General features: G+C 70.6%; 20 protein-coding genes and 2 pseudogenes. 13 read left to right on the plus strand and 9 right to left on the minus strand.

Features of this window, described 5'->3' with window-relative positions:
- Nucleotides 1–230: 230 nt before the first annotated feature.
- From ACWEQO_RS10570 to betT (ACWEQO_RS10580), 3 genes are all read left to right on the plus strand, one after another.
- Nucleotides 231–1,697, plus strand: a complete 1,467-nt coding sequence (locus ACWEQO_RS10570) for an aldehyde dehydrogenase family protein (RefSeq protein WP_452981202.1) — start codon at nt 231–233, stop codon at nt 1,695–1,697.
- Nucleotides 1,698–1,769: 72 nt separating this feature from the next.
- Nucleotides 1,770–3,344, plus strand: coding sequence for a GMC family oxidoreductase (locus ACWEQO_RS10575; RefSeq protein WP_452981205.1), 1,575 nt, complete (start codon nt 1,770–1,772; stop codon nt 3,342–3,344).
- 165 nt (nt 3,345–3,509) lie between these two features.
- Complete coding sequence (gene betT / locus ACWEQO_RS10580; RefSeq protein WP_452981208.1) at nt 3,510–5,636, plus strand: choline BCCT transporter BetT; 2,127 nt, start codon at nt 3,510–3,512, stop codon at nt 5,634–5,636.
- Nucleotides 5,637–5,689: 53 nt separating this feature from the next.
- On the opposite strand, the gene ACWEQO_RS10585 is transcribed toward betT (ACWEQO_RS10580), so the two are convergent.
- From ACWEQO_RS10585 to ACWEQO_RS10595, 3 genes are all read right to left on the minus strand, one after another.
- Entirely contained in the window at nt 5,690–6,493 is an 804-nt protein-coding gene (locus ACWEQO_RS10585; protein ID WP_452981211.1) for an N-formylglutamate amidohydrolase, read from the minus strand.
- 546 nt (nt 6,494–7,039) lie between these two features.
- Complete coding sequence (locus tag ACWEQO_RS10590; protein ID WP_452981214.1) at nt 7,040–7,549, minus strand: hypothetical protein; 510 nt, start codon at nt 7,547–7,549, stop codon at nt 7,040–7,042.
- A gap of 87 nt (nt 7,550–7,636) precedes the next feature.
- The gene (locus ACWEQO_RS10595; protein WP_452981216.1) at nt 7,637–8,254 is read right to left on the minus strand and encodes a hypothetical protein; all 618 of its coding nucleotides are present in this window, start codon (nt 8,252–8,254) and stop codon (nt 7,637–7,639) included.
- A gap of 549 nt (nt 8,255–8,803) precedes the next feature.
- Between ACWEQO_RS10595 and ACWEQO_RS10600 the strand changes: the two are divergent.
- The 3 genes and pseudogenes from ACWEQO_RS10600 to ACWEQO_RS10610 all read left to right on the plus strand — a co-directional run.
- Nucleotides 8,804–9,033, plus strand: a pseudogene (locus tag ACWEQO_RS10600) (universal stress protein); the annotation flags it as partial.
- Nucleotides 9,034–9,162: 129 nt separating this feature from the next.
- Entirely contained in the window at nt 9,163–10,611 is a 1,449-nt protein-coding gene (locus ACWEQO_RS10605; protein WP_452981219.1) for an amino acid permease, read from the plus strand.
- Nucleotides 10,608–11,285, plus strand: coding sequence for an HAD family hydrolase (locus ACWEQO_RS10610; RefSeq protein WP_452981222.1), 678 nt, complete (start codon nt 10,608–10,610; stop codon nt 11,283–11,285). Before ACWEQO_RS10605 ends, ACWEQO_RS10610 begins: the two co-directional genes overlap by 4 nt.
- Nucleotides 11,286–11,399: 114 nt before the next feature.
- Here ACWEQO_RS10610 and ACWEQO_RS10615 read toward each other — a convergent pair whose 3' ends face one another.
- Nucleotides 11,400–14,183 carry a glycosyl hydrolase gene (locus ACWEQO_RS10615; RefSeq protein WP_452981225.1) on the minus strand — a complete coding sequence of 928 codons (2,784 nt, stop codon included), beginning with the start codon at nt 14,181–14,183 and terminating at the stop codon, nt 11,400–11,402.
- 358 nt (nt 14,184–14,541) lie between these two features.
- On the opposite strand from ACWEQO_RS10615, the gene ACWEQO_RS10620 reads away from it, so the two are divergent.
- Nucleotides 14,542–14,853 carry an SAM-dependent methyltransferase gene (locus tag ACWEQO_RS10620; protein WP_452981228.1) on the plus strand — a complete coding sequence of 104 codons (312 nt, stop codon included), beginning with the start codon at nt 14,542–14,544 and terminating at the stop codon, nt 14,851–14,853.
- A gap of 450 nt (nt 14,854–15,303) precedes the next feature.
- On the opposite strand, the gene ACWEQO_RS10625 is transcribed toward ACWEQO_RS10620, so the two are convergent.
- Complete coding sequence (locus tag ACWEQO_RS10625) at nt 15,304–15,981, minus strand: response regulator (RefSeq protein WP_452981231.1); 678 nt, start codon at nt 15,979–15,981, stop codon at nt 15,304–15,306.
- A 248-nt stretch (nt 15,982–16,229) separates the two neighbouring features.
- Between ACWEQO_RS10625 and ACWEQO_RS10630 the strand changes: the two genes are divergently transcribed.
- The gene (locus tag ACWEQO_RS10630; RefSeq protein WP_452981234.1) at nt 16,230–17,198 is read left to right on the plus strand and encodes a DUF4232 domain-containing protein; all 969 of its coding nucleotides are present in this window, start codon (nt 16,230–16,232) and stop codon (nt 17,196–17,198) included.
- 209 nt (nt 17,199–17,407) lie between these two features.
- Here the strand turns inward: ACWEQO_RS10630 and betT (ACWEQO_RS10635) are convergent, their stop codons facing one another.
- Nucleotides 17,408–19,684: a choline BCCT transporter BetT gene (gene betT / locus ACWEQO_RS10635; protein ID WP_452981237.1), complete on the minus strand. Its 2,277-nt coding sequence runs from the start codon at nt 19,682–19,684 to the stop codon at nt 17,408–17,410.
- Nucleotides 19,685–20,000: 316 nt separating this feature from the next.
- Nucleotides 20,001–20,912, minus strand: coding sequence for a MerR family transcriptional regulator (locus ACWEQO_RS10640; RefSeq protein ID WP_452981240.1), 912 nt, complete (start codon nt 20,910–20,912; stop codon nt 20,001–20,003).
- A 298-nt stretch (nt 20,913–21,210) separates the two neighbouring features.
- On the opposite strand from ACWEQO_RS10640, the gene ACWEQO_RS10645 reads away from it, so the two are divergent.
- The 4 genes and pseudogenes from ACWEQO_RS10645 to ACWEQO_RS10660 all read left to right on the plus strand — a co-directional run.
- Nucleotides 21,211–21,657, plus strand: coding sequence for a hypothetical protein (locus ACWEQO_RS10645; protein ID WP_452981243.1), 447 nt, complete (start codon nt 21,211–21,213; stop codon nt 21,655–21,657).
- Nucleotides 21,654–22,112: a hypothetical protein gene (locus tag ACWEQO_RS10650; protein WP_452981246.1), complete on the plus strand. Its 459-nt coding sequence runs from the start codon at nt 21,654–21,656 to the stop codon at nt 22,110–22,112. The genes ACWEQO_RS10645 and ACWEQO_RS10650 overlap by 4 nt, the downstream gene beginning before the upstream one ends.
- A gap of 69 nt (nt 22,113–22,181) precedes the next feature.
- Complete coding sequence (locus ACWEQO_RS10655; protein WP_452981249.1) at nt 22,182–22,847, plus strand: DUF4241 domain-containing protein; 666 nt, start codon at nt 22,182–22,184, stop codon at nt 22,845–22,847.
- 168 nt (nt 22,848–23,015) lie between these two features.
- Nucleotides 23,016–23,147: pseudogene (locus tag ACWEQO_RS10660) on the plus strand (IS5/IS1182 family transposase); the annotation flags it as partial.
- A gap of 64 nt (nt 23,148–23,211) precedes the next feature.
- On the opposite strand, the gene ACWEQO_RS10665 reads toward ACWEQO_RS10660, so the two are convergent.
- A complete protein-coding gene (locus ACWEQO_RS10665; protein WP_452981252.1) occupies nt 23,212–23,685 on the minus strand; it encodes an RrF2 family transcriptional regulator in 474 nt (157 codons plus the stop codon).
- A gap of 87 nt (nt 23,686–23,772) precedes the next feature.
- On the opposite strand from ACWEQO_RS10665, the gene ACWEQO_RS10670 reads away from it, so the two are divergent.
- On the plus strand, nt 23,773–24,525 hold the full coding sequence (locus tag ACWEQO_RS10670; protein WP_452981254.1) for an SDR family oxidoreductase: 753 nt from the start codon (nt 23,773–23,775) through the stop codon (nt 24,523–24,525).
- Nucleotides 24,526–24,960: 435 nt separating this feature from the next.
- On the opposite strand, the gene ACWEQO_RS10675 is transcribed toward ACWEQO_RS10670, so the two are convergent.
- Nucleotides 24,961–25,470 (minus strand): ArsI/CadI family heavy metal resistance metalloenzyme, encoded by a 510-nt coding sequence (locus ACWEQO_RS10675; protein WP_452981257.1) that lies wholly within the window; start codon nt 25,468–25,470, stop codon nt 24,961–24,963.
- Nucleotides 25,471–25,559: the final 89 nt, after the last annotated feature.

Raw genomic sequence — 25,559 nt, forward strand, 5'->3', positions numbered from 1 at the left:
CGCCCGGATCGTTCCGCCCGGCTCGGCTCGTTCCGCCCGGCTCGTCCCGCCCGGATTGTTTCGCCCGGCTCCGCCGGCCCTCCAGCCCCGGCCGTTCGTTAGCCCGCCCGGGGTACCCGGACCACCCGGTCGCGACGGTGGCCGTGCGCCTCGTGGCCGCCGACCGCACGATGACCGTGGTGCCGACCGGCAACCGATCGGTACCGGCCGGACGCGAAGGAGGCCCCGCGGTGGGCGAGCTGTACATCGACGGCGAGTGGACGAAGGCGGCGGCCGGCGGGCGGCGGGAGGTGGTCAACCCGTACGACGCCTCCGTCGTCACGACCGTCGACGAGGCGGACGCCACCGACGTGGACCGCGCGGTGCGCGCCGCCCGGCGTGCCTTCGACGAGGGGGACTGGGCGAACACCCCCACCCGCCGGCGCGCCGACCTCCTGATGCGCGTTCACGACCTGCTGCTGCGCGACAAGGAGGAGATCGCCCGCACCGAGACCGCCGACACCGGCAAGACGCTGACCGAGTCCCGCTTCGACGTGGAGGACGTGGCGAACGCCTTCCGCTACTTCGCGGAACTCGCGGGCAAGGACGGCGGCCGTGTCGTGGACGTCGGCCCGGACGTCCTCAGCCGCGTCGTCTACCAGCCGGTCGGGGTGTGCGCGCTCATCGCCCCCTGGAACTACCCGCTGCTGCAGGCCTCGTGGAAGGTGGCGCCGGCGCTGGCCGCCGGCAACACCTTCGTCCTCAAACCCAGCGAGACCACACCGCTCACCACGATCGCCATGATCCGGCTGATCGAGGAGGCCGGCGCCCCGCCCGGCGTCGCCAACCTGGTGCTCGGCTCCGGGGCGACCGTCGGCGCGGCCCTGACCGGTCACCCCGAGGTCGACCTGGTGTCCTTCACCGGAGGCCTGGCCACCGGACGCGCCATCATGGCCGCCGCCGCCGAGGGGCCGAAGACCGTCGCCCTGGAACTGGGCGGCAAGAACCCCAACATCGTCTTCGAGGACGCCGACTTCGCCGCCGCCGTGGACTACGCGCTGGACGCCGCCTTCCTGCACGCCGGGCAGGTCTGCTCCGCCGGCTCCCGCCTGCTGGTCCAGGACTCCCTGTACGACCGGTTCGTCGACTCCCTCGCCCGGCGCGCCCGGTCGATCCGCCTGGGCAACGGCATGGAGGAGGGCACCGAGAGCGGCCCGCTCAGCTCCGCCGAACACCGCGACAAGGTCGAACGCCACATCGCCGCCGCCCGGGAGGAGGGCGCCCGGCTCGTCACCGGCGGCACCCGCCCCGACGACCCGGCGCTCAGCCGCGGCTTCTTCCTGCTGCCGACGGTCTTCGCCGACTGCGACAAGTCCATGAGCATCGTGCAGGAGGAGGTCTTCGGACCGGTCGTCACCGTCGAGCGTTTCCACACCGAGGACGAGGCGGTGGAACTGGCCAACGACACCCGCTACGGCCTGGCCGGCGGCGTGTGGACCTCCGACGCGAGCCGCGCCCAGCGCGTCGCCCAGCGGCTGCGGCACGGCACCGTGTGGATCAACGACTTCCACCCCTACGTACCGCAGGCCGAGTGGGGCGGCTTCGGCCGCTCCGGCGTCGGACGCGAGCTGGGCCCCACGGGCCTGCGCGAGTACCAGGAGGCCAAGCACATCTACCAGAACCTCGCCCCGGCGCCCTCCGGCTGGTTCAAGGGCTGACCGGCCAGGCCCGGCAGCACGACGCGGCACACCACCCGCCCCCTCCCGACGGCCACCGAAGAAAGGCACCCCATGGCCTCCACCACCCCGCACGGCGCCGAGTCCTCCTACGACTACGTCATCGTCGGCGGCGGCACCGCCGGCTGTGTGCTCGCCGCCCGTCTGAGCGAGGACCCCGACTGCCGTGTCTGCGTCATCGAGGGCGGCCCCAGCGACGTCGGCGACGAACGCATCCTGCGTCTGCGCAACTGGATCAACCTGCTCGGCACGGAGTTCGACTACGGCTACACCACCGTCGAACAGCCGCGCGGCAACTCCCACATCCTGCACTCACGGGCCCGGGTGCTCGGCGGCTGCTCCTCCCACAACACGCTGATCAGCTTCCTGCCGCTGCCGCAGGACCTCGACGACTGGGTGGCCCACGGCTGCACCGGCTGGGACCCGGCGACGATCCTCCCCTACCGCGACCGGCTGCTCACCAAGATCGTCCCGGTGGCCGAGGCCGACCGCAACCCCATCGCCGAGGACTTCGTCACCGCGGCCTCCCGCGCCACCGGCGTCCCCGTCATCGACGACTTCAACGCCGAGCCCTTCGCCGACGGCACCGGCTTCTTCTCCCTGGCCTACGAGCCGGAGGGCAACCTGCGGTCCTCCGCCTCCGTGGCCTACCTCCACCCCGTCATGGACCGCCGCCCCAACCTCACCCTCCTCCTGGAGACCTGGGCCCACCGGCTGCTCACCGACGAGTCGGGGAGGCTGACCCGGGTCGCCGTCCGCGGCGCCGACGGCGAGCCCGCCACCGTGCGCGCCGAACGCGAACTCCTGCTGTGCGCCGGCGCCATCGACACCCCGCGCCTGCTGATGCTGTCCGGCATCGGCCCGGCCGAGGACCTGCGCCGCCTGGGCATCGAGGTACAGGTCGACCTGCCCGGCGTGGGGGAGAACCTGCTGGACCACCCCGAGTCCGTGATGGTCTGGGAGACCGCCCGCCCGCTGCCGCCCAACTCCGCGATGGACTCCGACGCCGGACTGTTCCTGCGCCTCGAGAAGGGGCAGCCGCGCCCGGACCTGATGTTCCACTTCTACCAGGTGCCGTTCACCGTCAACACCGAACGTCTGGGCTACCCCGTCCCGGAGCACGGGGTGTGCATGACGCCGAACGTGCCCCGGGCCCGCTCCATCGGCCGCATGTGGCTGCGCAGTTCCGACCCGGCCGAACACCCCGCCCTGGACTTCCGGTACTTCACCGACCCCGGCGGCCACGACGAGCGCACCATCGTCGAAGGGCTCAAACTGGCCCGGGAGGTCGCCGCGACCGATCCCCTGAGCGGCTGGCTCGTCCGCGAGGTCGCGCCCGGCCCGGACGTCACCTCCGACGCCGACCTGTCGGAGTACGGGCGCCGCGCGGCCCACACCGTCTACCACCCGGCGGGCACCTGCCGCATGGGCGCGGCGGACGACCCGATGGCCGTCTGCGACCCGGAGTTGAGGCTGCGCGGCATCGAGGGCGTACGCATCGTCGACGCGTCGGTGTTCCCGACGATGCCCACCATCAACCCCATGGTGACCGTCCTGCTCGCCGCCGAACGCGCCGCCGACCTGCTCACCGGCAAACCCGGGCCCACCGGCGGGGAGACGGCACGGTGACCGGCCCGCGGGCCCGCGGACACCGGCGAGAGGTCTTCCGCCCGCCGCGCGCCGCCGCGCACGCCGCCGGCCGCCGGGAGCCGGTGCCCTCGGCCCCGTTCCCGTCCCTGCCCTCGTCCCTGTCCACGTCTCTGTCCTCGTCCTGAGCGAAGGGGGAATCCGACCGTGTCGACCGATGGAGACAAGGGCACCGGAGCCGTGCCGGAGGAGATGGCGGCAGAAGAGGTGCCGATGGGCACGGCCCGGCTCAAACCCGCGGTCTTCTTCGGGTCGGCCGCCCTCATCCTCGCGATCTCGGTCTGGGCGATCATCACCCCCACCGGCGCGGAGACGGTCATCGGAGTGGTGGTCGGCAAGATCTCCAGCTGGTTCGGCTGGTACTACTTCCTCGCCGCGAGCCTGTACCTGCTGTTCGTCGTCTTCATCGCCTTGTCCAAGTACGGCACGGTCAAGCTGGGCCCCAAGCACTCCAAGCCCGACTACGGCATCTTCACCTGGGGATCGATGCTGTTCGCGGCGGGCATCGGCATCGACCTGATGTTCTTCTCGGTCTCCGGGCCCGTCAGCCACTACCTGGCGCCGCCGCAGGGCGACCCGGAGACACTCGAGGCCGCCCGGCAGGCCGTGGTGTGGACCCTGTTCCACTACGGCATCACCGGCTGGGGCATGTACGCGCTGATGGGCATGGCGCTCGCCTACTTCTCCTTCCGGTACCGGCTGCCGCTCGCGATCCGCTCCGCGCTCTACCCGATCATCGGCCGCCGGATCCACGGGCGGATCGGCGACACCGTCGACCTGGCGGCCATCATCGGCACCGTGTTCGGCATCGGGGTGACGCTCGGCATCGGCGTGGTGCAGCTGAACTACGGGCTGAAGGTCCTCTTCGGCGTTCCGGAGGGGCTTTCCGCGCAGATCGCCCTGATCGTCGTCGCGGTGGCGATGGCCACCGCGTCCGCGGCGTCCGGCGTGGACAAGGGCATCCGACGGCTGTCGCAGCTCAACGTCCTGCTCGCCCTCCTGCTGATGCTCTACATCCTCATCGTCGGCGAACCGTTCCGGCTGCTCAACGCCGTGGTCCAGAACGTCGGGGACTACATCAGCCGTTTCCCCTCGATGACCCTGAACACCTTCGCCTACGACCAGCCCGTCGAGTGGCTGGACGCGTGGACGCTCTTCTTCTGGGCCTGGTGGATCGCCTGGGCGCCGTTCGTCGGACTCTTCCTGGCCCGCATCTCCCGCGGCCGCACCCTGCGCGAGTTCGTCGCGGCGACCCTGATCATCCCGTTCCTCTTCACCGGCGTCTTCCTGTCGATCTTCGGCAACAGCGCCCTGTTCCTGGTGCGCGACGGGAACACCGCGTTCGGCGAAACGGCCATGAACGTCCCCGAGCAGGGCTTCTACAACCTGTTGGCGGAGTATCCGGGGTTCCTGTTCAGCGCCGGACTCGCGACGTTCGTCGGACTGCTGCTGTACGTCACCTCCGCGGACTCCGGGGCCCTGGTCATGGGCAACCTCAGCGCGGAGCTGCCCACCCCGGTGACCGACGCGCCCTCGTGGCTGCGCATCTTCTGGGCGGTGGCGACGGGGCTGCTCACCCTCGCCATGCTCATCGTGGGCGGAGTGCATGCCCTCACCAACGCCACCATCATCATGGGGCTGCCCTTCTCCTTCGTCATGTTCCTGATCATGGCCGGGCTCTATCTGGCGTTGCGCACCGAGCGGATGCGGGCGGAGGCGAGGATCACCACGCTGCCCGGGAGGCTCTCCGGACGCATGACGCAGCACGGTCTGCCGGGGGCGCCGAACTGGCGGCACCGGCTGGCGCGGACGATGGCGTTCCCCGGCAGGCGGGCGGCCGTGAGATTCGTCGACCACGTGTGCCGCCCCGCCTTCCAGGAGGTCGCCCAGGAACTGCGGGAACAAGGAGCGGAGGCGGAGGTCCTGGAGGGCGTCGACGAGCAGAACGGCCTCCCCCACGTCGGCCTGCGGGTACCGATCGGCCCCGGCGACGAGTTCCTCTACGAGGTCCGGCCCGTCGAGCTGCCGACCCCCGCGTTCGCCACCCGGTCGGTCAGCACGCACGACACCTACGTACGTTTCGAGGTCCGGATCGCCGAGGGCAACCAGGACTACGACGTGATGGGGTACACCAAGGAACAGCTCATCGCCGACGGTCTCGACCAGTACGAGCGGCACCTGGAGTTCCTGCGGATGCGCCACGAGGCGGCCACCCGCTCGAGCTTCCCCAGCCACCGCCTGGACGCACCGGACGCACACCTGCCGGAGGAGTAGGCCCCGCCACCGGTCCCTGCACGGGACCGGTGGCGGGGCGGTGGCCCGGACGCCTACTCCGAGTGGACCGACCGCACCAGCTCCGCCAGCGCCTCCGCCAGCACGCCGAGCCCCGGTCCCGCCGGACCGCCCGGCTCGTCCATGTACAGGTCCCTGCGGATCTCGATCATCAGCGCGCTGACCCGCGGGTCCTTCCCGTAGTACGCGAGCGGTACGTACGTCCCCGCGAAGGGGCTGTCGATCCCCGTGCCGCCGAAGCCCGCGAACGCCTTCTCCGCGCGGGCGAGCAGCCCGGCCGGAGTGTGGAAGGAGTCCGTGCCCAGGCAGACGGGCGGGCGGGGGCCGGAGCCGTGGAGCTCGTACGGCAGGGGCTCGGTCGGGTACGAGTGCACGTCGATGACGACCGCCCGCCCCACCGCGTCCAGCCGCCCGGCGACCGCGTCGGTCATGGCCTCGGCGTACGGGTGGAAGTACCGGTCGAGGAGCGGACGTCCGTCGTGGTCGCCCGGCCGCAGCTCACCCCGGTGCGACGTCCCCGTGTACACCGCCCCCATGCCGACGGCCAGCATCTCCTCCCGCTCGTCCGGGAACCGCTCGGGATCGACGACCAGACGGGAGAGCCGGTTCACGAACCGCCAGGGCGTACCGGAGGGCGCCCGGCCGGCGGCCAGCTCCGCGATCTCCGCCGTGTGCGAGTCCGTCATGTGGTCCAACTCCCGCTCCAGGGCGGCGTCGTCGAGCGTGATCCCGCTCCGCACATCCGCCGGCACGACGCGCGAGGAGTGCGGGACGTGCAGGATCACGGGGGAGTCGGGGGAGCCGGGCAGCAGCTGGAAGGACGGTGAGGTGTCGTGCATCGCGGATGGTGCTCCCTGCGTCGGATCCGTATGGGTCGTGCGTCGGGAAGCAAGCGCGCTTCCCGCCCTTGTCCGGGGAGGGGGTCGGGGGACCGGTGCTTCCGACGGCGTCCCCCCAGCCACCGCCGGAAGCGTGAACACCTAACCATGACGAGGAAAGCGCTGTCAATTTGTCACGTGCGAAAGTGGGGTGATTTCCCCTGGGGGTGGCCCGGGAATCCGGTCGTCGGCAGACCGCCATGGCGGCTCTGGAACGGCTGCGGGACCCGGCCGCCACCTCCGTCCTCGTTCCCAAGGCCCTCCAGGCATGGGTGAATTCGCCGACACCGCCGAACGGCAGGGGCGCCGGGTGCGGTGGTGTCCGACGGGCCCGCCGACTCTCCTGCCGGTACACGCCGCCGTACGGGCCGGAGCTGAACCCGCTGCCCGGCGCTCACCGAGAGGCGGAATCGCTGCGGCATCGGTCCCCCGGCCTGCACGCCGGGGAACTTCCGGCACGTCGTCCCCACCCCGTGGACGGTGGGCGACGACAGCACCCGGCCACTGTCAGGCGGGGATGATCCGCCCGTTCTCGATCCGGAAGTTCTCGGTCGGTGAACAGCCGATCGATGGCGTGATCAGCAGGCTGACGGCAACCGGTGCGGGCTCCGTGCCGGCGGTGGAGAACTCGCACACCGCGTGGCGGCCGGTCAGCGGAAACCAGAACCAGGCATCCGCCTCGCCGACCGGAGCACGGTCCGATTCCCTCCACGCACCCTTTTTGAAGGTGAAGACCTGGAGGTGCACGGATGCCGCGAGCGGATCGGTCTGCGACCGCAGAGCGATGAGTGTGAACCTGACGTCCCTGTCCAGGACCGATGTGGCGATCTGTCGGCGCTCTGTCGCCCGAGGCTCGGTCTGCGGTTCCTTCCCCTGACCGGCCGTCGGGCGGGTCTGCAGGTCGGTCGGCAGCGGGTTCGGCGGGCCACCGGTGGTTGCGCCGGTCGTGACGGTGACGGCCGTGGCGGTGGCCAGGGCGACGCCCCAGCTCATGAGTGTGCGGAAGTTCTTGCTCACGAGGTCTCCCTGTGCGGTGAGGGGTCCGGATCGGCGACCGCTGCTCTTGCCACCGCATCCGGGCGGCGTCGATACCGCCCGACGCGGTTACTTGCCGGGGGAGGGCGGAGGTGTGGGCGTCGGCGCCCCGGACGGACTGCGACCTTCCCCGGTCCGACGAGGCTGCACGTCGAGAACTTCGAAGGTGAGGTGCCAGGTCGCCGGTGTCAGCACCCGCTGTGTCACCTGGCCGTGCGCCTCGCGGAACTCCCCGGTACCTCCGGTGATCGCGTTGACGACCGGGCCCGGTACCGGAATTCCGGCCTGCTCGCCCTGGACGGTGATCTGTCCTTCCGGCAGCACCGCGGTCGACGAGCACTGTCCCGCGTTGCGTTCGAGGTCGGTGAGGACGCAGGACCCGCCGAAGCGTCCGGCGAAGCGTTCTTCCGGTCCCTCGGTCGACACCAGGTTCCCGCTGAAGAGGAACTGGTCGCCGACGCTGCGGCCCGTCGCACCCAGATCCAGCTCTTCGCCGACCTGCAGCCGGGCCTCCACGCGGAGGGTGCGGCTTTTCGCCGAGGAGCCGTCGACAGGGTGGGGTGCCGCGGTCTCGGCCGTCTTCTGCGGAACCACGTCGGCCGCCGTGGATCCGATGAGAGCGAGCCCGGCAGAGCCGCCGAGAACCGCAACGGCGAGGAATGTGAAGGGCCGGCCGGTGAAGCTCACGGTCGCCTCCGTGTCGGTGGGAAGGAACAGAGTCAGGGCCGTCCGGGCTTTGTCCGGCGCCGATGCCGCCGGACGGCGACGCGTGGGGTCGGTTCACAGAAGGCAAGGCGCCCGAGCAGATCCGGGGGTCTCGGACGAGAACGTACGGGAAGGCCCGTGAGGTCATCAGGAGGGCCCGTCATGATCCCTCTTGTGGTGATGAATGAGCCCGAACGTATTCATGACGGACCCTCCGTCTGGCGGAAACGTTAAGGGCGGTGACGGCGCCGTGCTCGACAGAGGGCCGAGCCGGAGGCCATTGGGGTGCATTTCCGGTGACAACGGGAAGAAGGTCACCCTGTCGCCCTCGTCGCCAGGCTCGCCCCGCCGACGAACGACACGAAGGCGAGATCCGATGGCACCGGTGTTCCAGGCGATGACTTCGCCGCACTCCGGCTGCGGAGTGGACCACTGTGCCGGGGCGCGTATCGAGTCGTGATCACTCTGCGGGGCACGGACGGACCGAAGGCCATCGTCATCGGGTGGACGGCTCCGACTCCTCGCCGGCGGCGGCTCCGGGAGGCAGCCGAACGGCCCAAGGGGATGCCCGGGGTCTGCCGGGAGTTCCACACGTTCCGCGGCGACCCGTACAACGGCCTGGTCAGGGCCGTCGACGAGCTGAAGGCGGACGTGGTGGTGGGCGCCTCCGGGCAGACCGGCCGTCGGGTCGTCTGCTCGGTCTGCTCGGTCGCGGTTCACCTGGCCGCAGCGGACGATGGCAGGTGACGGTGGTGCCGTAGGCCGGTGGGCCGGACCGACCGCCGCCCCGCCGCGGTCCGGCCGCGTGCACGGCGGTCTTCCCCGACCCGGCGGCGCTGAGCCGGCGTGTTCCGCCGCCAGCCGTTGCCGTAGGCGAAGAGGTGAGGCACATGGCCGGACTCCGGGCGGGCGAGGGCATTCTGCGCCGCAAGCCCATCGAACACATCGAGGAGACGGAAGCCGGCGAGGGCCCCCGGCTGGAGCGGACGCTGGGGCTGGGGCAGCTGACCGCGATCGGCGTGGGCGGCATCATCGGCGCGGGCATCTTCACCCTCGCCGGCACGGTGGCCAACGGCACGGCGGGCCCCGCGGTGCTGGTGTCCTTCCTCATCGCGGGCGTGGCCAGCGCGGCTGCCGCCCTGTCGTACGCCGAGTTCGCGGGCCTGATCCCGAAGGCGGGCTCGGCCTACACCTACGGCTACGCGGTGCTCGGCGAGTTCGCCGGCTGGTTCATCGGCTGGGACCTGCTGCTCGAGTACACGGCGATCGTGGCGGTGGTCGCGATCGGCATCTCCGGCTACTTCAGCTTCCTGATCGAGGACATGGGCGCGCAGCTGCCCGCCTGGATGCTGGGCGCGCCCGGCACCGGCGCCGGGCACAGGGTGGACCTGTTCGCGGCGCTCCTGTGCCTGCTCATCGCCTGGCTGCTGACCCTCGGCATCCGCAACGCGGCCCGCTTCGAGACGATCGTGGTGACGCTGAAGGTGCTGGTCGTGCTGGTGGTGATCGGGGTCGGCGTCTTCCACATCAACACCGCCAACTACCACCCGTTCTTCCCCTACGGGATCAGCGGGGCGTTCACCGGTGCGGCGACCGTGTTCTTCGCGGTCTTCGGCTACGACGCGATGTCGACGGCGGCCGAGGAGTCCAAGGACGCACGGCGGCACATGCCGAAGGCGATCATCTACTCGCTGGCGATCGCGATGGTGCTGTACGCGGCGGCCTGCCTGGTGCTGACCGGCATGCAGAACTACAAGGACATCGACAAGGAGAGCGGGTTCTCGACCGCCTTCCAGTCGGTGGGGCTGGACCGGCTGGCGGACGTGATCGCGGTGGGCGCGATCATCGGCATCCTCACCGTGATGTTCACGTTCATGCTGGGTGTGACCCGGGTGTGGTTCTCCATGTCCCGGGACGGGCTGCTGCCCAAGTGGTTCGCGAAGACGCACCCCACGCGGCACGTGCCGACGCGGGTGACGTGGATCGTCGGGGTGGCGTCGGCCGCCATCGCCGGCTTCCTGCCGATCCAGGAGGCGGCCGAACTGACCAACATCGGCATCCTGCTGGCGTTCGTGGTGGTGTGCACGGCGGTGATCGTGCTCCGCTACCGGCAGCCCGACCTGCCGCGCGGCTTCCGCACCCCGTGGATGCCGTTCGTGCCGGCGCTGGGTGTGGTCTTCTCGATCTGGCTGATCACGTTCCTGCAGTGGCAGACCTGGGTGCGGTTCGTCGTGTGGTTCCTGATCGGGTGCGTGGTCTACTTCTCGTACTCGTACAAGCGCTCGGAGCTGGCCAAGCACCAGGGCGGATCCCGCAGCCCGAGGGAGAAAGACCGATGAGCGAGAAGCGCTGGGTCACCTTCGACTGTTTCGGCACCCTCGTGGACTGGCGCCACGGCATCGCCACCGGCATCGAACTGGTCGTGCCCGGCAGGGGCTGGGAGCTGCTGGACGTCTACAACCGCCACGAGCCGCAGGTGCAGCGCGAGCACCCCGCCATGCGCTACGGCGACGTCCTGACGGAGGCCCTGAAGCGCACGGCCGCCGAGGCGGGGATCGACCTGCTGGAGGACGACGCCCGCGTCCTGACGGCCGGCATCCCGTTCTGGCCGGTCTTCCCCGATACGCGGCAGGCCCTGCGCGAGCTGCGGGAGGCGGGCTGGAACCTCGCCCTGCTCACCAACTGCGACCGCGTCATCATCGGCGAGACCCAGCGCCGCCTGCCGGTCCGGTTCGACGCGGTCGTCACCGCCGAGGACTCCGGCGCCTACAAGCCGGCCCACCACCACTTCGAGCATTTCGCGAAGTCCCTCGGCGTCACCCGTGACCGCTGGGTGCACGTGGCGCAGAGCTACTTCCACGACATGGTCCCGGCCGGTGAACTCGACATCACCCGCGTGTGGATCAACCGCCTCCACACGAGCGACGACCCCTCGATCGCGCACGCCGTCCACCCCGACCTGAACGGCCTGGCCGCCACCGTCGACGAGGTCCACCGGAAACTCCACGGCTGACCTGCGGCCGCCCCCGCCCCTCCGGCCCGCCGACAGCCGCTCCCCAGCACCCCGGGCACACCGGGGCGGCGGGCATCGGCCGGATGCCGATGCCCGCCGCCGGTTCTCGCCGGTTCAGCTGTAGGGGATCACCAGTACGGACTTGTCCGTGCCCGTCTGGAGCTTCGAGGTGCCGTTGCCGATGGCGCTCCACACCTCGAGGCGTACGGTGCCGCCGTTCAGGTTGCCCGGTGTGCCCGTGGACGCCTTGAGACCGCGTGCCTGGTTGTACTCCTCCCATCCGGCGACCGGGTCGGTCGCGAAGTAGTGGTACGTCTCGGTCCGGTCGAAGCTGCCGTCACCGGTGAAGTCGTAACTGATCCGCGCCTGTTGGCCGAGGCCGACCGTGGTGCCGGCGTCCACCTGGAGCCGGAAGGCGGTCTGCGCGCCCGGGGCGAGCGTGCCGTTGACGCCGCGGACCTCGTAGACCAGGGGCTGGTACGGGGTGCCGTCGCGGTTGGCGCCGCCGGCGGAGGCGATGGTGTCGCTGCCCGCCGTGCCGCCGGTCGCCGTGGTCAGGGTGCCACCGCTGCGCAGCTGGAAGGTGTTGCCGGTCGGCGGTTCCGGCTCGGGGTCGGGGTCCGTGGACCCGCTTCCGGTGCCGGTCGCGGTGGAACGGGCCGGCACGGAGAGGGTCTTGCCGTCGGAGAAGGTCACGGTGCGCGCCGTGGCTCCGTGGTTGTGGGCCGCGTAGGTGCGGGTCGTTCCCTTGGTGAAGACGGCGGAGGTGGGGATGTCACCGGTCACGGTGGCGTCCGGGGCGCCGAGGGCGGCGAGGGTGTTGATCCAGTGGTAGGTGTGCGCCTTGGACTCGCCCTGCTCCGGGGTGTAGCCGGCGTGGCCCGCGTCCCACTTCGCCTTGGCCGCGGCCGGGTCCGCGAAGGACTCGAACTCCCAGAGGAGGTCGCGCCATTCGACGGCCGGGCCGCCGTTCTCCCGCTCCATCTCGGCGATGTTGCGCCGGATCGCGGCCTTCTCACCGCCGAGGTGCAGCGAACCGCCGGTCACGGGCAGGACGTTGATGCCGTGGATCTCCTCGGGGTTGGCGGTCCACCAGGTGGCGTAGGCGGCGCCGCTGCCCCACACCATGCCGGCCGTGTCGTGCCCGAAGGAGGAGGGGAAGACCTGTTCGTCGGCGTCGAACCAGTACTGGGCGATCGACTCCGCCTCGGTGGTCAGCAGGAAGGTGCCGAGGTCACGCAGCGAGGTGTCGCCGGTGGCGGAGCCCCACAGGACGAGGGCCGCGCTGAGGTTGGTGGACTCGGAGGAGGACTCCTGGTTGTTGCCGGCGGCGAAGCCCTGGTGCCCGGAGGCCCAGCTGTGGCCCGCGTAGACGTCGAAGCCGCGCAGGAAGGGGAAGGCGGTGTCGGTGCGGCTGGGGTTGGCGGTGTCCCGTACGAGGGTCTTAACCATGCCGCCCCAGGCGGACTCGGCGGCCCAGCCCTGGTCGTACTGGGCGACGATCGCCGCCGCGTAGACGTAGTAGCTGTAGTGGAAGTGGTGGTCGTTGAGCTCGGTGTCGCTGCCGTAGGAGGCGGGGTAGCCGGTGAGCGTCTTCCAGTCCTTGTCGTAGCTGAACTCGTTCGCGCCTCCCACCGTGAACCAGTCCTGGAGCTTGCCCTTCATCAGGCCGAGCAGCCGGTCGCGGATGCCGGTCTCGCCGATCTGGTCGGCCACCGGGACGAGCTGGGCGAGGCGGCCGAGGGCCTTGCCGGTCCAGTAGGTGTCGGTGGCGCCGGAGAAGGGGTCGGAGGCGTTCACGACCTCGTTCAGGTATCCGCGCAGTCGGGCGGCGTCCACGCCGTTCGACTTGGGCAGCGCGGGCAGCACCGCCGCGGCCTTCTGGCTCGTGGTGAAGGAGGCCGACTCGCGGACCTTCATGGTGCCGCGCGGTGAGACGTAGGTGTGGGAGGTGAGGGCGTCCGTGGTGTTCAGCCACTGGTGGCGGTAGAGGGCCTGGAGCGTGCCGCGCTCGGTGCCTTCCTTCGCCTCGGTGGTGAGCGTGTAGGTGGCCCTGACGGTGCCCCCGGTGTAGTTCCAGGTGGCCTTGGAGTCGGTGACGAAGCTGTAGGCGTACTTCTTGAACGTCGCCAGCGCGCCGGTGGAGGGCAGCACGGCGACGGAGAAGTAGTCCTTGGAACCGAGTCCCGCGGTGACGGTGGAACCGGCGACGTTCCAGTCGCTGCCGGTCGGTGCGAAGAGGGCGTAGTGGTGCCCGGCGACCGTGATGCCGAGGACGTTGCCCTGGTCGGCGAAGACGGTGGGCGCGCCGGCGGTGGTGATCTGGGCGTTGCCGCCGGAGCCCTTGGCGTACACGAACGGGGAGCCGTGGCCGATGGTGGTGCGCAGGGTGCGGGTGCCGTCGGACCAGTAGGGGGTGACGGTCCAGTCGGACCAGTCGTCGGCCTTGGTGTCGGGGGAGTTGAGGCCGGTCAGTCCGATGGTGAGGTCGCGCTTGTGGGCGTACTCGTACTGGCGGCCGTCACCGACGATCGCGGGGCTCGTCGGGTAGCCGACGTCGAGCCCGCCGGATGTGGCCTGGTAGGTGAGGGGGTGCCCGTACATGGGGGTCGAGTACGGGTTGTCGCCGTAGCGCTGGAAGGCGAGGGAGGACCACCAGTCGTTGGTGGGCACGGGCCGGTTCCGGGCGGCCGCGGTCACCTTGGGCGTGACCGGGGCGCCGGTGTTGGTGGTGGGACCCGACGTACCGGCGGGCCGGGTGTCGGAGTAACCGCCGGAGCCCACGGGGACGGTGGCGGCGGCCGCCGGCGCGGCGGCCGGGCCCAGGCCGACGACGGCGAGGGCGGAGGACAGCAGCAGTACCACTGCCGGTCTGGTGCGGGCGCGGGGGGATGGCATGGGGCACCTCACGTCTGACAAGGGGGGAGTCTGAGAGCGCTCTCAGGTGGCCGGAACGTAAAGCCTCTGTAATGCACGTGTCAATAGTTTGAACACGGCGGACAGTCGGCGCCGAGCCCGGAGTCCGTCATGTCTTCGTGTCTTGACGGCACGGGCGCCCCCTCGGGCTGCCTTCCGACAGACCTCGGAGAGCCCTTGGCGTGCACGGCCCACCGGGCGGGCCGAACCGGTCGAGTTCCTCGCGCTGGCGGGCGGGACGGAACTCGACTTCCGGCCACCGAAGATCCGATTCGCCGGGCGCCCGATGGCTCACGCGCCTGTGTTCTGGAGTGCCGTCCGCCCAACTCGGTCAGTTTTCATGTCACTTGAGCGACCGGTCATCAACAGCAGCGTGCCGCACTCCGCCCGGATCTGGAACTACTGGCTCGGTGGCCAGGACCACTACATGGTGAGGCCCGCGCGAAGACCTGGGAGGGCCGTGATCATTGCGGGGTCGCGGCGACCGAGGTCGTCAGAAGGGACCGGCACGGTTCCTGCCGAACACCCTCGGCGGCGATCACGACCAGGACGCGCCGTTTCCGCAAGCAACCGGCCGATCGCGACCGGACCGGCTCAGCCGCAGACCGAACCGACGCCGTCTCAGGCCGGGCCGCCCGGTCCGCAGGGGTGACCGCATCCAAGGAACGGCCGATGGTGGGCACACGGTGGGGCAGCCATCCCTGCGACCAGGGCAGAACCCGGTTCGGGCTGGACATCGCCTTCCCCGTCGTACGGCAGCGACGGGCCGACGTTCACCCAGGGCGCCGCTCACCTCGATGCGTACGGTTCCGGTCGCGGCGTCGGGTGGTGCCCCGCCGGGCGGCGTGGGGGCTCTCCGCGGTCCGGCGCTGCGGGGCCGGGGGCGGAGGTCGTGCCGAAAACCGTGAACAGTCGGCGGGCATCTGTCACGTAAACGCTCAAACGAGCGACATAAGGACAATCATGGCCGAAGTGCTCACGACTTCGGGACGGTGTGTCCTCCCCGGGGCGTGGGCGCGTGTCCCGGCACCGCCCGCCGGGACACCGTTCCCCTGGGGTGCGACAAGGGACACCCGTGCCCGGCCGGTCGGCTGGCCCGAGGTCACAACAACCCCAGCCGAGCCCTCTCCATGAGATCGATCACGTAGTGGACCAGTTCGACCGGTGCCGTGGTGGCCGCGAAAACCCTTCGGCCGACGGCACGCTCGAGATCGGAGCTTCCCGTGTAGATCAGCACAGGCGCATCGATGTCGTACTGCTCCAGCAAGCGCAGCATCTTGATCCCCGCCTGCTGATCCCCGTCCCGGTCGATATCGCTGATGATGATGTCGTACGACCTGCGACGAAACAGGGGCGTGGCTTCCTCGGTCGTCAGGGCGATGTCGATGTGCATACCTGCGGCATGGAAGAGTTCCACCAGGGGGGCATTGCCCTCGGGGTGGTCGTCGACCCACAGCACCCTGCCGCCTTGCAGCACGTCAGCGGCATGTTCCAACCTGCCCAGTGCGGCGCGCCTGGCGGCTGCCGTGACAGTCGTCCGGCTTTCGTCCTGGGCGCGGTCGAGCAACTCGCCGGCGAGTTCAATCTCAACGCCCAGTGCTCGTACAGCGGTCAACCGGGGCACCAGGCGCTGGATGACCGTCCCGCGCAGAGTGAAGTACACGGTGGCGGCGAAGACCACCCAGAGTACGGCGGGGATCGTGCCGATGAGCTTGATCCAAACAGCTTCAGGCATATCGGCATCATCGAAGGCGAGGGACGTGCCGCGCAGCCACTTCACGGAACGCCGTCGGTGGGCATCTCCGGCTGACAGCAACGACCGTGCACACCGGCAGATCACGATGAGCGGCCAGGATCCCGTCGCGGTGGGAGCGGTGGAGCCGAAACGAGCAGCAGGACGGGGAACCTTTCGGTGATCTTCCATCATTCATGCGACATTTCCTCGCCACCCCCGCCTGTGACAGCCCTGTGACCGGATCTGTGACCCCCGTCGCACGCGCAGGAGTCACATCCTGATGGGATGACCGGATGCGCAGACCCACCGACCTCCGCCCGGCTCTCGCCGCCGCCACCCCCTTACTGTCGGCTCTCCTCGCGACCGCTCTGCTGCTCACGGCCTGTGGGACGGAGCGCGCGGGCGCCGGGAGCACCGGCGCCGACACGGCCGCGTCGCAGGAGGGCACGCAGGCCGACGATCCGGGCAAGGACGGCGTCCGGATCACCTCGCTGACCCTCCCCTCGGCCTCCCCCTCGCCCACCCGCAGCCACTCCGTCTCCGCCGAACGGCTCACCACGGGTGCGGACGCGGACTCGGGGGTCTCCGCCGGCTACGAGGTCACCAACGAGGGCACCGAGACCCTGACCTACTCGATCGTCTTCACCTTCATGAGCGGCGACGGCGGGGCCGTGACCAACCGGACCGAGACCGTGCGCGACGTCGGCCCCGGACGGACCGTGCGGGGCACGGTCCGGGCCGGGGAGCTGCCGCCCACCGCGCCGCGGGTGACGCAGGCCGAGGTGCTCGAGGTGACCAAGGTCCCCGCGGGCGAGGCGCCGGCCGAACCGGGCGCGTGCCCCGCCTCCGGGATCCGGGTCAGTGCCGACGAGGGCGACGCGGCCATGGGGCTGCGCGTCGTGGGCCTGCACCTCGACAACTGCGGCACGCGCGCCTACACCGTCGAGGGCTACCCGCTGCTGGAACTCCTGGACGAGGCCCTCGAGCCCGTCGGCGGTGTCGAGATCCTCGACGGCAGCGGCGAGATCACCACCGGCGCCGGACCCGACGAACCGCCCCGGCCCGTCACGCTCCAGCCCGGCGAGTCGGCCACCGCCGGCCTGGTCTGGCGCAACACCACCGAGTTCGGTACGCCGGTGAACGTGCCCCACGTGCGGGTCCGGGCGAAGGAGGGCGCCGACCCGGTGACGGTGACCCCGCACCTCGACCTCGGAACCACCGGAAAGCTCGGGGTCAGACCCTGGGAAAAGGCGGAACGCTAGACGATGCCCCTCACCTCGTCGACCACGCGGGCCGGGGCGATCCCGCGCCGCCCTCGTCGCGGCCGCACACGACGAACCCCTGGGGACGCGGCCGGCTGTCGTAGGAGCGGCCCCAGGAGTCCGGGTGGCACCCGCCACCGCGCACCTGAGTGAAGGCGTGGGGTGCGGAGCGGCCGGCGCGGGCACCGGCCGCTCCGGTGGAGCGGTGCCTACGCCTTCGGTCCGATGCCCGCCGTGTCCGCACCGGCGAAGTCCTGCGGCTCCGCGGACTCCACCGCCGTGACCGCGCCCGCGGCGGCCAGAACCGGCGGCGTGAGCACCGAGGCGTAGTCGTGCTGGGTGGAGTAGGTGAGGAAGCCCAGGTGCGCCTCGTAGCGGTCCAGGACGTCGTCGATCACCTGCTGGTGGGACAGGCCCATGAGGTCGTAGCCCTCGGAGCCGGTCTGGGTGAACACCTCGACCCGGTAGTAGAAGTCCGTCTGGCGGGACATGCGTCCGCCGAACATCGGCACCGGGGCCTCGACGGCCTGCACCTGGTAGTGGAAGTCGCGGTGCTCGGGGATCGTGACCACCAGCGCGTGGCCGGAGATGCCGGTGTGCTCGTTCGGGACCGGGTCCAGCGTGGCCTGGTGGCCCTGCTTCCCGAATTCGCGGACCACGTCGGCCAGCGCCGGCTGCACGGTGCGCTCCATGAACTGGGCCACCTGCTTCTTCGAGGGGTAGGAGCGCATCCGCTCCAGCCGCTGGCGCCAGGTGCGCTCGGGCACGTGGCCGCCGTGCGCCGCCGTCGACTGCCGGCGCAGGATGCGGCCCTCGCGCTCGGCCCGTTCCATGCGCAGGGCCTTGGAGAAGGAGGCCATCACCAGCCAGGCGATGACCGTCACCGGCAGGGCGAAGATGAGCGTCGCGTACTCCATGGTGGTGACCCCGCCGGCCACCAGCATCGCGATGGTCAGCACCGCGGTGAGCACCGCCCAGAAGACGCGCAGCCACTTGGCTCCGTCCTGGGACGGTTTGGGGATCGAGGAGGAGAAGTTGGACATCACCATGGCGCCGGAGTTGGCGCTGGTGAGGTAGAACAGCAATCCGGACAGCGTGCCGAGGCCGATCAGGAAGGCGGCGCCGGGGAACATCTCCAGCAGCGCGAACCAGCCCTTCTCCGGGCTGTCCATGGACTGCTGGGCGAACTCCGTGTTCCCGTTCAGGACCTGGTGCAGGGCGCTGTTGCCGAAGATGCTCACGAGCAGGAAGTCGCAGAGCACCGGGGCGGTGATGGCGGCGATGACGAACTCGCGCAGCGTCCGGCCGCGGGAGATACGGGCCAGGAACAGGCCCACGAACGGGCCCCAGGCCAGCCAGAACGCCCAGAAGAACAGGGTCCAGCCGGACATCCACTCGGAGCCCCCCTCCTGGTAGGCGAAGGTCTGCAGGGTCCGGTCCGGCAGCGAGAAGACGAACCGGCCGATGTTCTCCACCAGCGCGTTGAGCAGGAACGCCGTCTCTCCGGTCACCAGGATGTACAGCAGCATGGCCGCCGCACTCCAGATGTTCAGCTCGGAGATCAGCCGGATCCCCTTGTCCATGCCCGAGGTGCAGGCGGCGATGGTCATGATCACGGCCACGACCACCAGCGCGATCTGCAGGGCCAGGCCCTGCGGGAGGCCGAACAGCAGGGAGAAGCCGACGTTCAGCAGCACGACGCCGATGCCCATGGAGGTGGCGACGCCGAAGACGGTGCCGACCAGGGTGACGATGTCGATGGTGTCGCCGATCCCGCCGCGGACGCGCTTGCCGAGCAGGGGGTACAGGGCGGCCCGGATGGACAGCGGCATGCCCCAGCGGTAGGCGAAGTAGCCCATGGCCATGCCGAGCAGCGAGTACATGGCCCAGCCGGCCACGCCGTAGTGGAACATGGTCCAGACCACGGCGTCCTGGGCGGCCGCGCCCGTCTGCCCCTCGCCCGTCGGCGGAGCCATGTACTGGGTGATGGGCCCCGTGACGGAGTAGAAGAGCATGTTGATGCCCACACCGGCGGCGAACAGCATGGCCACCCAGGTGAAGAGCTTGTACTGCGGCCGGGAGTGGTCGGGGCCGAGTCGGACGGAGCCCTCCTTGGACAGCGCGACCCAGAGGACGAACACGATCACCACGGTGACGGTCAGGACGTAGAACCAGCCGAGGTTCTCCGCGATCCAGGCCACCATGGCCCGCATGGTGTCGGCGGCGTGCCCGGGCGCGAACATGGCCCAGAGGGAGAAGGCGACGATGACGGCCGAGGAGATGACGAAGACGCGCCAGTTGACCTTGGGGCCGGGCTCCTCGATGAGTTCCGCGGGGGCCTTGCTGAGCTCCTGACTGGAGACGGGAGGACGGTTCTCGGTCTCCGGGCCGTGGCGCCGCCGTTCGGTGCCGCCGAGGTGGCGGCGCTCGATCGGGGCCTTCGGCGGCTCGCCTCCGGGGCGGGGCGTGGGTACGGCTTCGGGCATGCGGTCCTCCTCCTGTCGGCGACGGGTTCAGGCGGGCGCCGGCGTGGGCGGACGTCCGCGGCCTCGGTCCGAAGGGATGGGGGAGGCCGTGCGCGGCGGGCACCCTGTTCATGGGGCCCGCCTGGCCAGGTTAGTACTCCTAACGAAATGATCTCCGTGGCCCGATCCGGGTCGGCAGGGAGCGCAGATGTCGGCTGTGAGCTGGGCTTTCGCGGTGCTCAGGCAGTGCTCTGAGGCTTTGTGTCCGGTGGGTGAAATGTGCCTTATCTCACCGCGGGTCGGATTTGGTTGCCCAGGGGTGCCGCCCGCCGGCCGGTCAGGCCTGATCTGCGGCGCGCAGGGCCCGCGCCAGCCACTCCAGCTCCTCGGTCGCGTCGGGCGCCGCCTCCTGCCCGCGCACGCGGGCGACAAGCCTGCGGTAGTGCTCGGCCCCTGCCTCGATCCCGGCCTCCAGACTGCGCAGCACGGCGGCCCGGTCGGCGTCGCCGAACAGCTCGGACAGCACCTCGGCCGCCTCCGGCGCCTCGGGAGCGACCCCGCGTCCTCTGACCTCCGCGACGGTCTGCACGGCCTGCTTGGCCCACCAGATGGACGCCCCGGGGGGACGGTGCCGCCCCGGGGTGGGCGTGTTGAGCTCCAGCCATGTGCGCAACCGGGCGCGAAAGCCGGGGTCCCGCACCAGTTCGGCCAGTTCGATCCAGGCGTCGACCTGCTCGGGTGTGGGATCGTCGGGCAGTTCGACGCCGAAGGCGAGGATGCGGTCGCGCAGGCGCGGCCCGACGTCGAGACCGCCGAACACCTCCTCCTTGAACTCGTCGATGATCTGCTTGCGTTCGGCGGCGGAAAGCCGCGCCAGCCTGTTCATCAGTGCTGTCTCCTCAGCGGTGGAACCACGTGTCGCCACGGTGGACAGGACGGCCCGGCTCACCCTGAGCGAGCGGATCTGCGCGTCGAGCGCGGCCACGTGCGCGTGGGCGACCTCGGCGACCGTGGTCCGGCCGCTCAGCACCCGGCGCACGTCGTCGAGCCCGAGGCCCAGCTCCCGCAGGGTGCGGACCAGTTCGACGCGGGCCACGGACCCGGCGTCGTAGAGCCGGTAACCGCTCGCGGAGCGGGCCACGGGCGGCACCGCTCCCTCGTCCGACCAGAAGCGCAGGGTGCGTACCGGAAGCCCGGTGCGATGCGCGAGCCGGCCGATGGTGAGCAGGTCGGGGCGTTCGTCGTCCATGGGCGAGATCCTGGACCCTCCAGCCGCTGGAGACTCAAGCGCCTTTTCGTCTTCGGTCAGGCCGCGGACCGATCGGACCGGATGAGAGGGCTTCAGGAATCCGACGTCACGTCACCAGCCGGCCGAACACGCGAACCCGTTGTGACATGACTGTGACAAGTAGAGTGGCTTCCGTCACAGACGGTCCGGTGCGGTGCTGATGAGGTGACCGCATGCCTGCCGCCCCTCTCGTCCCTCAGGCCCCGCTCCCGCTCGGACGGGGGTGACGGGTGTGCTGCTGGCAGGATTAGGTCTTTCCGTGGTCTGCGCCGTCGGCGCGCTCGTCGCCGCGGTGGGGGTCGTCGCGATGGCGTTACCCGGTCGGCCCGAGCCCTGGGCGGTGCACCTGCTGCGCCGTGCGGCGGCAGCGGCCGGGTGGGCGGCCGTGGCCGTCTACTCCCTGGGGCTCTCCGGCGTTCTGCTCTCGGAGCACGGGTTCAACAACGGCGCGGACTCCATCCCGGCTCCGGCCTGCCGCGACGGCTTCGACGCGGAGACGAGACAGGGCCTCTCCCACCACCGGTCCTCGTACCTGCCGCTCCGCTTCGACTGCGTCCGCGACGACGGCACCGTCTACCCCAGTGAGCCCGGCTACGTGTGGATGAACTGGGCGACCGCGTCCCTCGCCCTGGCCGCCGTCCTGTTCGTCATCGGCGCGGGCTACGTCACCGGGCTCCGTGCCCGGAAGGGTGCGGTGGCGCCATGACGCTGCTCCCGGTCTTCGTCGGGCTCGTGGTCGGCTGGGTCGCGCTGCGCGGGCTGCTGGCGCATCCGCTGCTGCCGCTGTGGGTGCGGACCTCGGTGTTCTGGACGGTGCCGCTCGGCGCCGTCACCTGGGTCATGATCATGGTGGCGGACGACCCCTTCCTGTTCCCGGATACCGACCCCTGCCCCTGGGAACCGCTGGAGGAGGGCGTCATCGGGGGCGGGAGGGTCTCGGGAGTCTCCACTCAGTTTCCGCCGCGGGCCTACTGCCAGTGGGAGGACGGCACCGTCCACGACCTCGCGCCCGGGGCCGTGTTCGTGTTCTGGGTCCTCTTCGCCATGACGGTGGTACCGCTCGCGGCGGGACTGTGGCACGTCCTGCGGGATCCGGAGTCGTTCCTGAGCCGGGCGCCTGTCGTCGAACGGCCCGTCGTCAGGGACAGGGATGCCGTGTGACGGCTGCGCAAGTGCGTCACATCGGTCCTGGTCTAGAGTGCGGGCACTGTCGCCTACCTGGACGATTTCATGCCTCGCGCTCCTTCGGACTTCACTTCCCTGTTCGCCGATCAGTACCGCTGCAACCTCCTGGGGGGCCGACCGGCCACCGTCTCCCTGAGTCGGCCCGTGGACCTGGCACTGCCCACGGGAAAGGTCGTCGTCTGTGACCCCTTCACCGGCCTCGGTCCGTTCGCGCCCATTCCCTTCACCGCCGCAGTCCGCCCGGGCAGGTATCCGGTCACCCTGGCGGTGGCGTCCTTCGACAACGGCGGTGTGCCGACTCAAGTGGCGGCTGCTGCCCGGTTGTCCGTCACGGATGCCCCCGTGACCGGATGGGAACTCGCACTCGTCGAGGACCAGGATGTCGCGGACCTCGGGGAGCGCGAGTTCTTCGGTTACGAGACGGGCCACGGGGACGTGTGTTTCGTGGACGCCTCTGCCGTCTCCGCACTGGCTGATCACGAGGACTGGCTCCTCGAGGCTCTGGCCGCCCATGCGGCGGCGGATTTCGGTCTGCCTCCCGTGAGGGCGGTCGGACCGGCCGGAGAGGAGATCGCGGCGTTCACCACGGGCCGCGGCTACGGGTTCTACCCCACGTGGGTCGGCCGTACCGGCGACGGTGACGTCGCTTCCTTCGTCACCGACTTCCTCGTGCTCGAGAAACCCGGCGCCACCAGCGGTGGGCCCTCGTGAGTCCCTGCTGTGGCCTGTCCGAGAGATCGCGCGGACAGGCGGCCGGCAGGGGCCAGTGGGCGGACGGGACGGGCAGAGGTTCCGTGATCATGGAGTTGCGACGCCCTGTGATCACCAGGGAGAACTCTGCCTGCGCTGCCGTCATGACTGACCGAACCGCTGTGGGTCCGATCCGCCCGCTGCCGCGGGCACCGAAGGGCCGTCATCGGGGCGTTCTTCGACCTTGCCCACACGGCCGTCACCGTGCGTAGCCTGATCCGCCGAGCGTGGACCACCTGTCGCCGGGATGTGCACCTCTGACGCCGGATCTGGCCGGCCACCCGCCCGCGCGACCTCCGAGGCGCCGCCTGTGGCGGCGGATGCGCTACGGAGTTCCGGTCAGGCGCAGGCGGGTGCGGGACGGGGCCGACGGGGGCAGGGCGGCGATGATCTCGGCGAGGGAGGTCGCGGCGAGGTTGTGCCGCCAGGCTTCGTGGGCTTCGGCCATCTTCTCGGCGAGGATGCAGGGGTTCCGGCACTCCTCGGCAGACAGTGCTCCTTGCCCCTGTTGGCGGATCTCGCGGCACTCGTACGGCGAGGACGTGCCGTCGACCGCCTCGACGATCTGCAGGAGCGTGATCTCGGAAGCGGGCCGGGCCAGCCGGAACCCGCCGCGCGGTCCCGTCGTCGCGGCCAGCACACCGGCCTTGACCAGCGCCTGCAGCTGCTTGGCGAGAGAGGCCGCCGGCAGGTCGAAGTACCGGGCGAGCTGGGCCGCCGACGCGGTGGCCCCCGTCTCGAGCTGCGCCAGCGACGTGGCGCAGTGCAACAGCCATTCCGTACTCACCGGCAGCTTCATGGCCTGATGCTATCCCGGAGATTGCAGACCTTTTTAGTCCGAGATAGCGTCCGGTGACAGCGCGAAAGACACGGAGGAGAGAGCACCATGCGGAGCATGCGGATCGCCGTCGCCGGAGCGACCGGGAACATCGGGGCCCTCACCGTCGCCGCCCTGGAACAGGCCGGACACCACGTCGTGCGCATCAGCCGCTCACTCGGCGTGGACCTGACCACCGGCGACGGCCTCGACGCCGCCCTGACCGGCGTCGAGGCCGTCGTGGACACCACCAACTGCACGGCGACCGACCGGGACGAAGCGGTGACGTACTTCGGCACCACCACCCGGACGCTGCTCGCCGCCGAGGAACGGGCCGGTGTCCGCCACCACGTGCTGCTCTCGATCGCCGCCCTCGACCGCGTCGAAGGCAGCGCGCACTACGCCGGCAAGCGCGAGCAGGAGCGTCTCGTGACCGAGGGGCCGGTGCCGTGGACGATCGTCCCGGCCACCCAGTTCCACGACTTCGCCGCGATGGTGACGAGCTGGACCGAGCGGGACGGCACCGCCACCGTCGCGCCCCTGCTCATCCAGCCGATCGCACCCGCGGACGTGGCCGACGTCCTCGCCGAGATCGCCACGGGCGCACCGCAGGGGCGTTACCGCGAGGTCGCCGGTCCCGAGCCGCAGGACCTGGTGGACATGGCCCGGCGCACCAACGACGCGCGCGGCCGTACGGTCAAGCTCGTACCGACGTGGTCGGCGCTGTTCGGCCCGGCGATGGCCGGTGAGGTGCTGCTGCCCCGTGCGGGCGCCCGCATCGCGCCGACCACCTTCGACGAGTGGCTCGCACAGCAGCGATAGCGTCCCCTTCCACAGCCTCCCCCCTCCGCAGCGCCCCACGCCGCCGCTGTCCTGATGAAGCTCATGTGAGCGCTCTGGTGGCACTTGCCCGCCGATTGCTCACGCTTTCCCGCACGGCATCCGCCCCCGTCCCCGGCACCGCAGACTCGGCACCGGGCAGATCCCCCTCCACCCATACCGGGATGCCATCCCGGTATGGGTGGAGGGGAGGGTGGAAGAGGCCGTCATGGCGGGTACAGCAGGGTGCCGTACGCGGCGAAAACGGACCGCAAGCGTGAACCGGCCCACCTGCTTCTTCGCAGGGGAGCGCATCCGCTTCAGCCGTCGGCGCCCGGTCCGCTCCCCGCGCAGGGCCTTGGAGGAGGAGGCCATCACGAGCCAGGCGATGACCGCCGCCGGCAGGAGGACGGCGCGGAGGGCTGACCGGGCGCCGGGTCAACTGCCGCAGGCGCAGCCGGTGGCGACCTTGGCCTCGGCCGGGGTCCGAGCCGGGTCCGCAGCCTGTTCGTCGGGGGTGCAGCAGGCGGTGGTGCCGCAGCAGGCTTCGGGGGTGGACGCGGCGCTCTTGCCGAGGGTGTCGGCGTCGGCCTTGACGACGTAGACCTCCCACGGCTCCTTGCCGGGGCCGGTGACCCACACCTTGTCCTGCAGGGCGTAGCAGCAGGAGGTGTCGTTCTCCTCGAAGGTGGCCAGACCCGTCTCCTTGAGCCGGGTGGTGGCCGCGGTGACCTCCTCGGTGGAGGCGACCTCGACGCCGAGGTGGTCCAGACGGGTGTCCTCACCCGCCTCGCCCTCGATGAGGACCAGCTTCAGCGGGGGCTCGGCGAGGGCGAAGTTGGCGTAGCCCTCGCGGCGCTTGGCGGGCTCGGCGCCGAAGAGCTTGGAGTAGAAGGCGATCGAGGCTTCGAGGTCGGCGACGCGCAGGGCGAGCTGAACACGGGACATGGCGGTCTCCCATCCGGAACCACTCTGTTTCGACGTTTGTCGATGCAGTCGAGGTTGCCACTCGATTAGATGACTGTCAACATAGAGGC

The organism is Streptomyces sp. NPDC004051 (genome assembly GCF_053604275.1).

Bases quoted from the DNA above. Each gene is read 5' to 3' on its own strand.
- ACWEQO_RS10630 (WP_452981234.1), top strand. From the start codon at position 16,230: ATGCGCAGACCCACCGACCTCCGCCCGGCTCTCGCCGCCGCCACCCCC.
- betT (WP_452981237.1), bottom strand. From the start codon at position 19,684: ATGCCCGAAGCCGTACCCACGCCCCGCCCCGGAGGCGAGCCGCCGAAG.
- ACWEQO_RS10610 (WP_452981222.1), top strand. From the start codon at position 10,608: ATGAGCGAGAAGCGCTGGGTCACCTTCGACTGTTTCGGCACCCTCGTG.
- ACWEQO_RS10665 (WP_452981252.1), bottom strand. From the start codon at position 23,685: ATGAAGCTGCCGGTGAGTACGGAATGGCTGTTGCACTGCGCCACGTCG.
- ACWEQO_RS10650 (WP_452981246.1), top strand. From the start codon at position 21,654: ATGACGCTGCTCCCGGTCTTCGTCGGGCTCGTGGTCGGCTGGGTCGCG.
- ACWEQO_RS10640 (WP_452981240.1), bottom strand. From the start codon at position 20,912: ATGGACGACGAACGCCCCGACCTGCTCACCATCGGCCGGCTCGCGCAT.
- ACWEQO_RS10655 (WP_452981249.1), top strand. From the start codon at position 22,182: ATGCCTCGCGCTCCTTCGGACTTCACTTCCCTGTTCGCCGATCAGTAC.
- ACWEQO_RS10675 (WP_452981257.1), bottom strand. From the start codon at position 25,470: ATGTCCCGTGTTCAGCTCGCCCTGCGCGTCGCCGACCTCGAAGCCTCG.
- ACWEQO_RS10605 (WP_452981219.1), top strand. From the start codon at position 9,163: ATGGCCGGACTCCGGGCGGGCGAGGGCATTCTGCGCCGCAAGCCCATC.
- ACWEQO_RS10585 (WP_452981211.1), bottom strand. From the start codon at position 6,493: ATGCACGACACCTCACCGTCCTTCCAGCTGCTGCCCGGCTCCCCCGAC.
- ACWEQO_RS10670 (WP_452981254.1), top strand. From the start codon at position 23,773: ATGCGGAGCATGCGGATCGCCGTCGCCGGAGCGACCGGGAACATCGGG.
- ACWEQO_RS10575 (WP_452981205.1), top strand. From the start codon at position 1,770: ATGGCCTCCACCACCCCGCACGGCGCCGAGTCCTCCTACGACTACGTC.
- ACWEQO_RS10615 (WP_452981225.1), bottom strand. From the start codon at position 14,183: ATGCCATCCCCCCGCGCCCGCACCAGACCGGCAGTGGTACTGCTGCTG.
- ACWEQO_RS10620 (WP_452981228.1), top strand. From the start codon at position 14,542: ATGTCACTTGAGCGACCGGTCATCAACAGCAGCGTGCCGCACTCCGCC.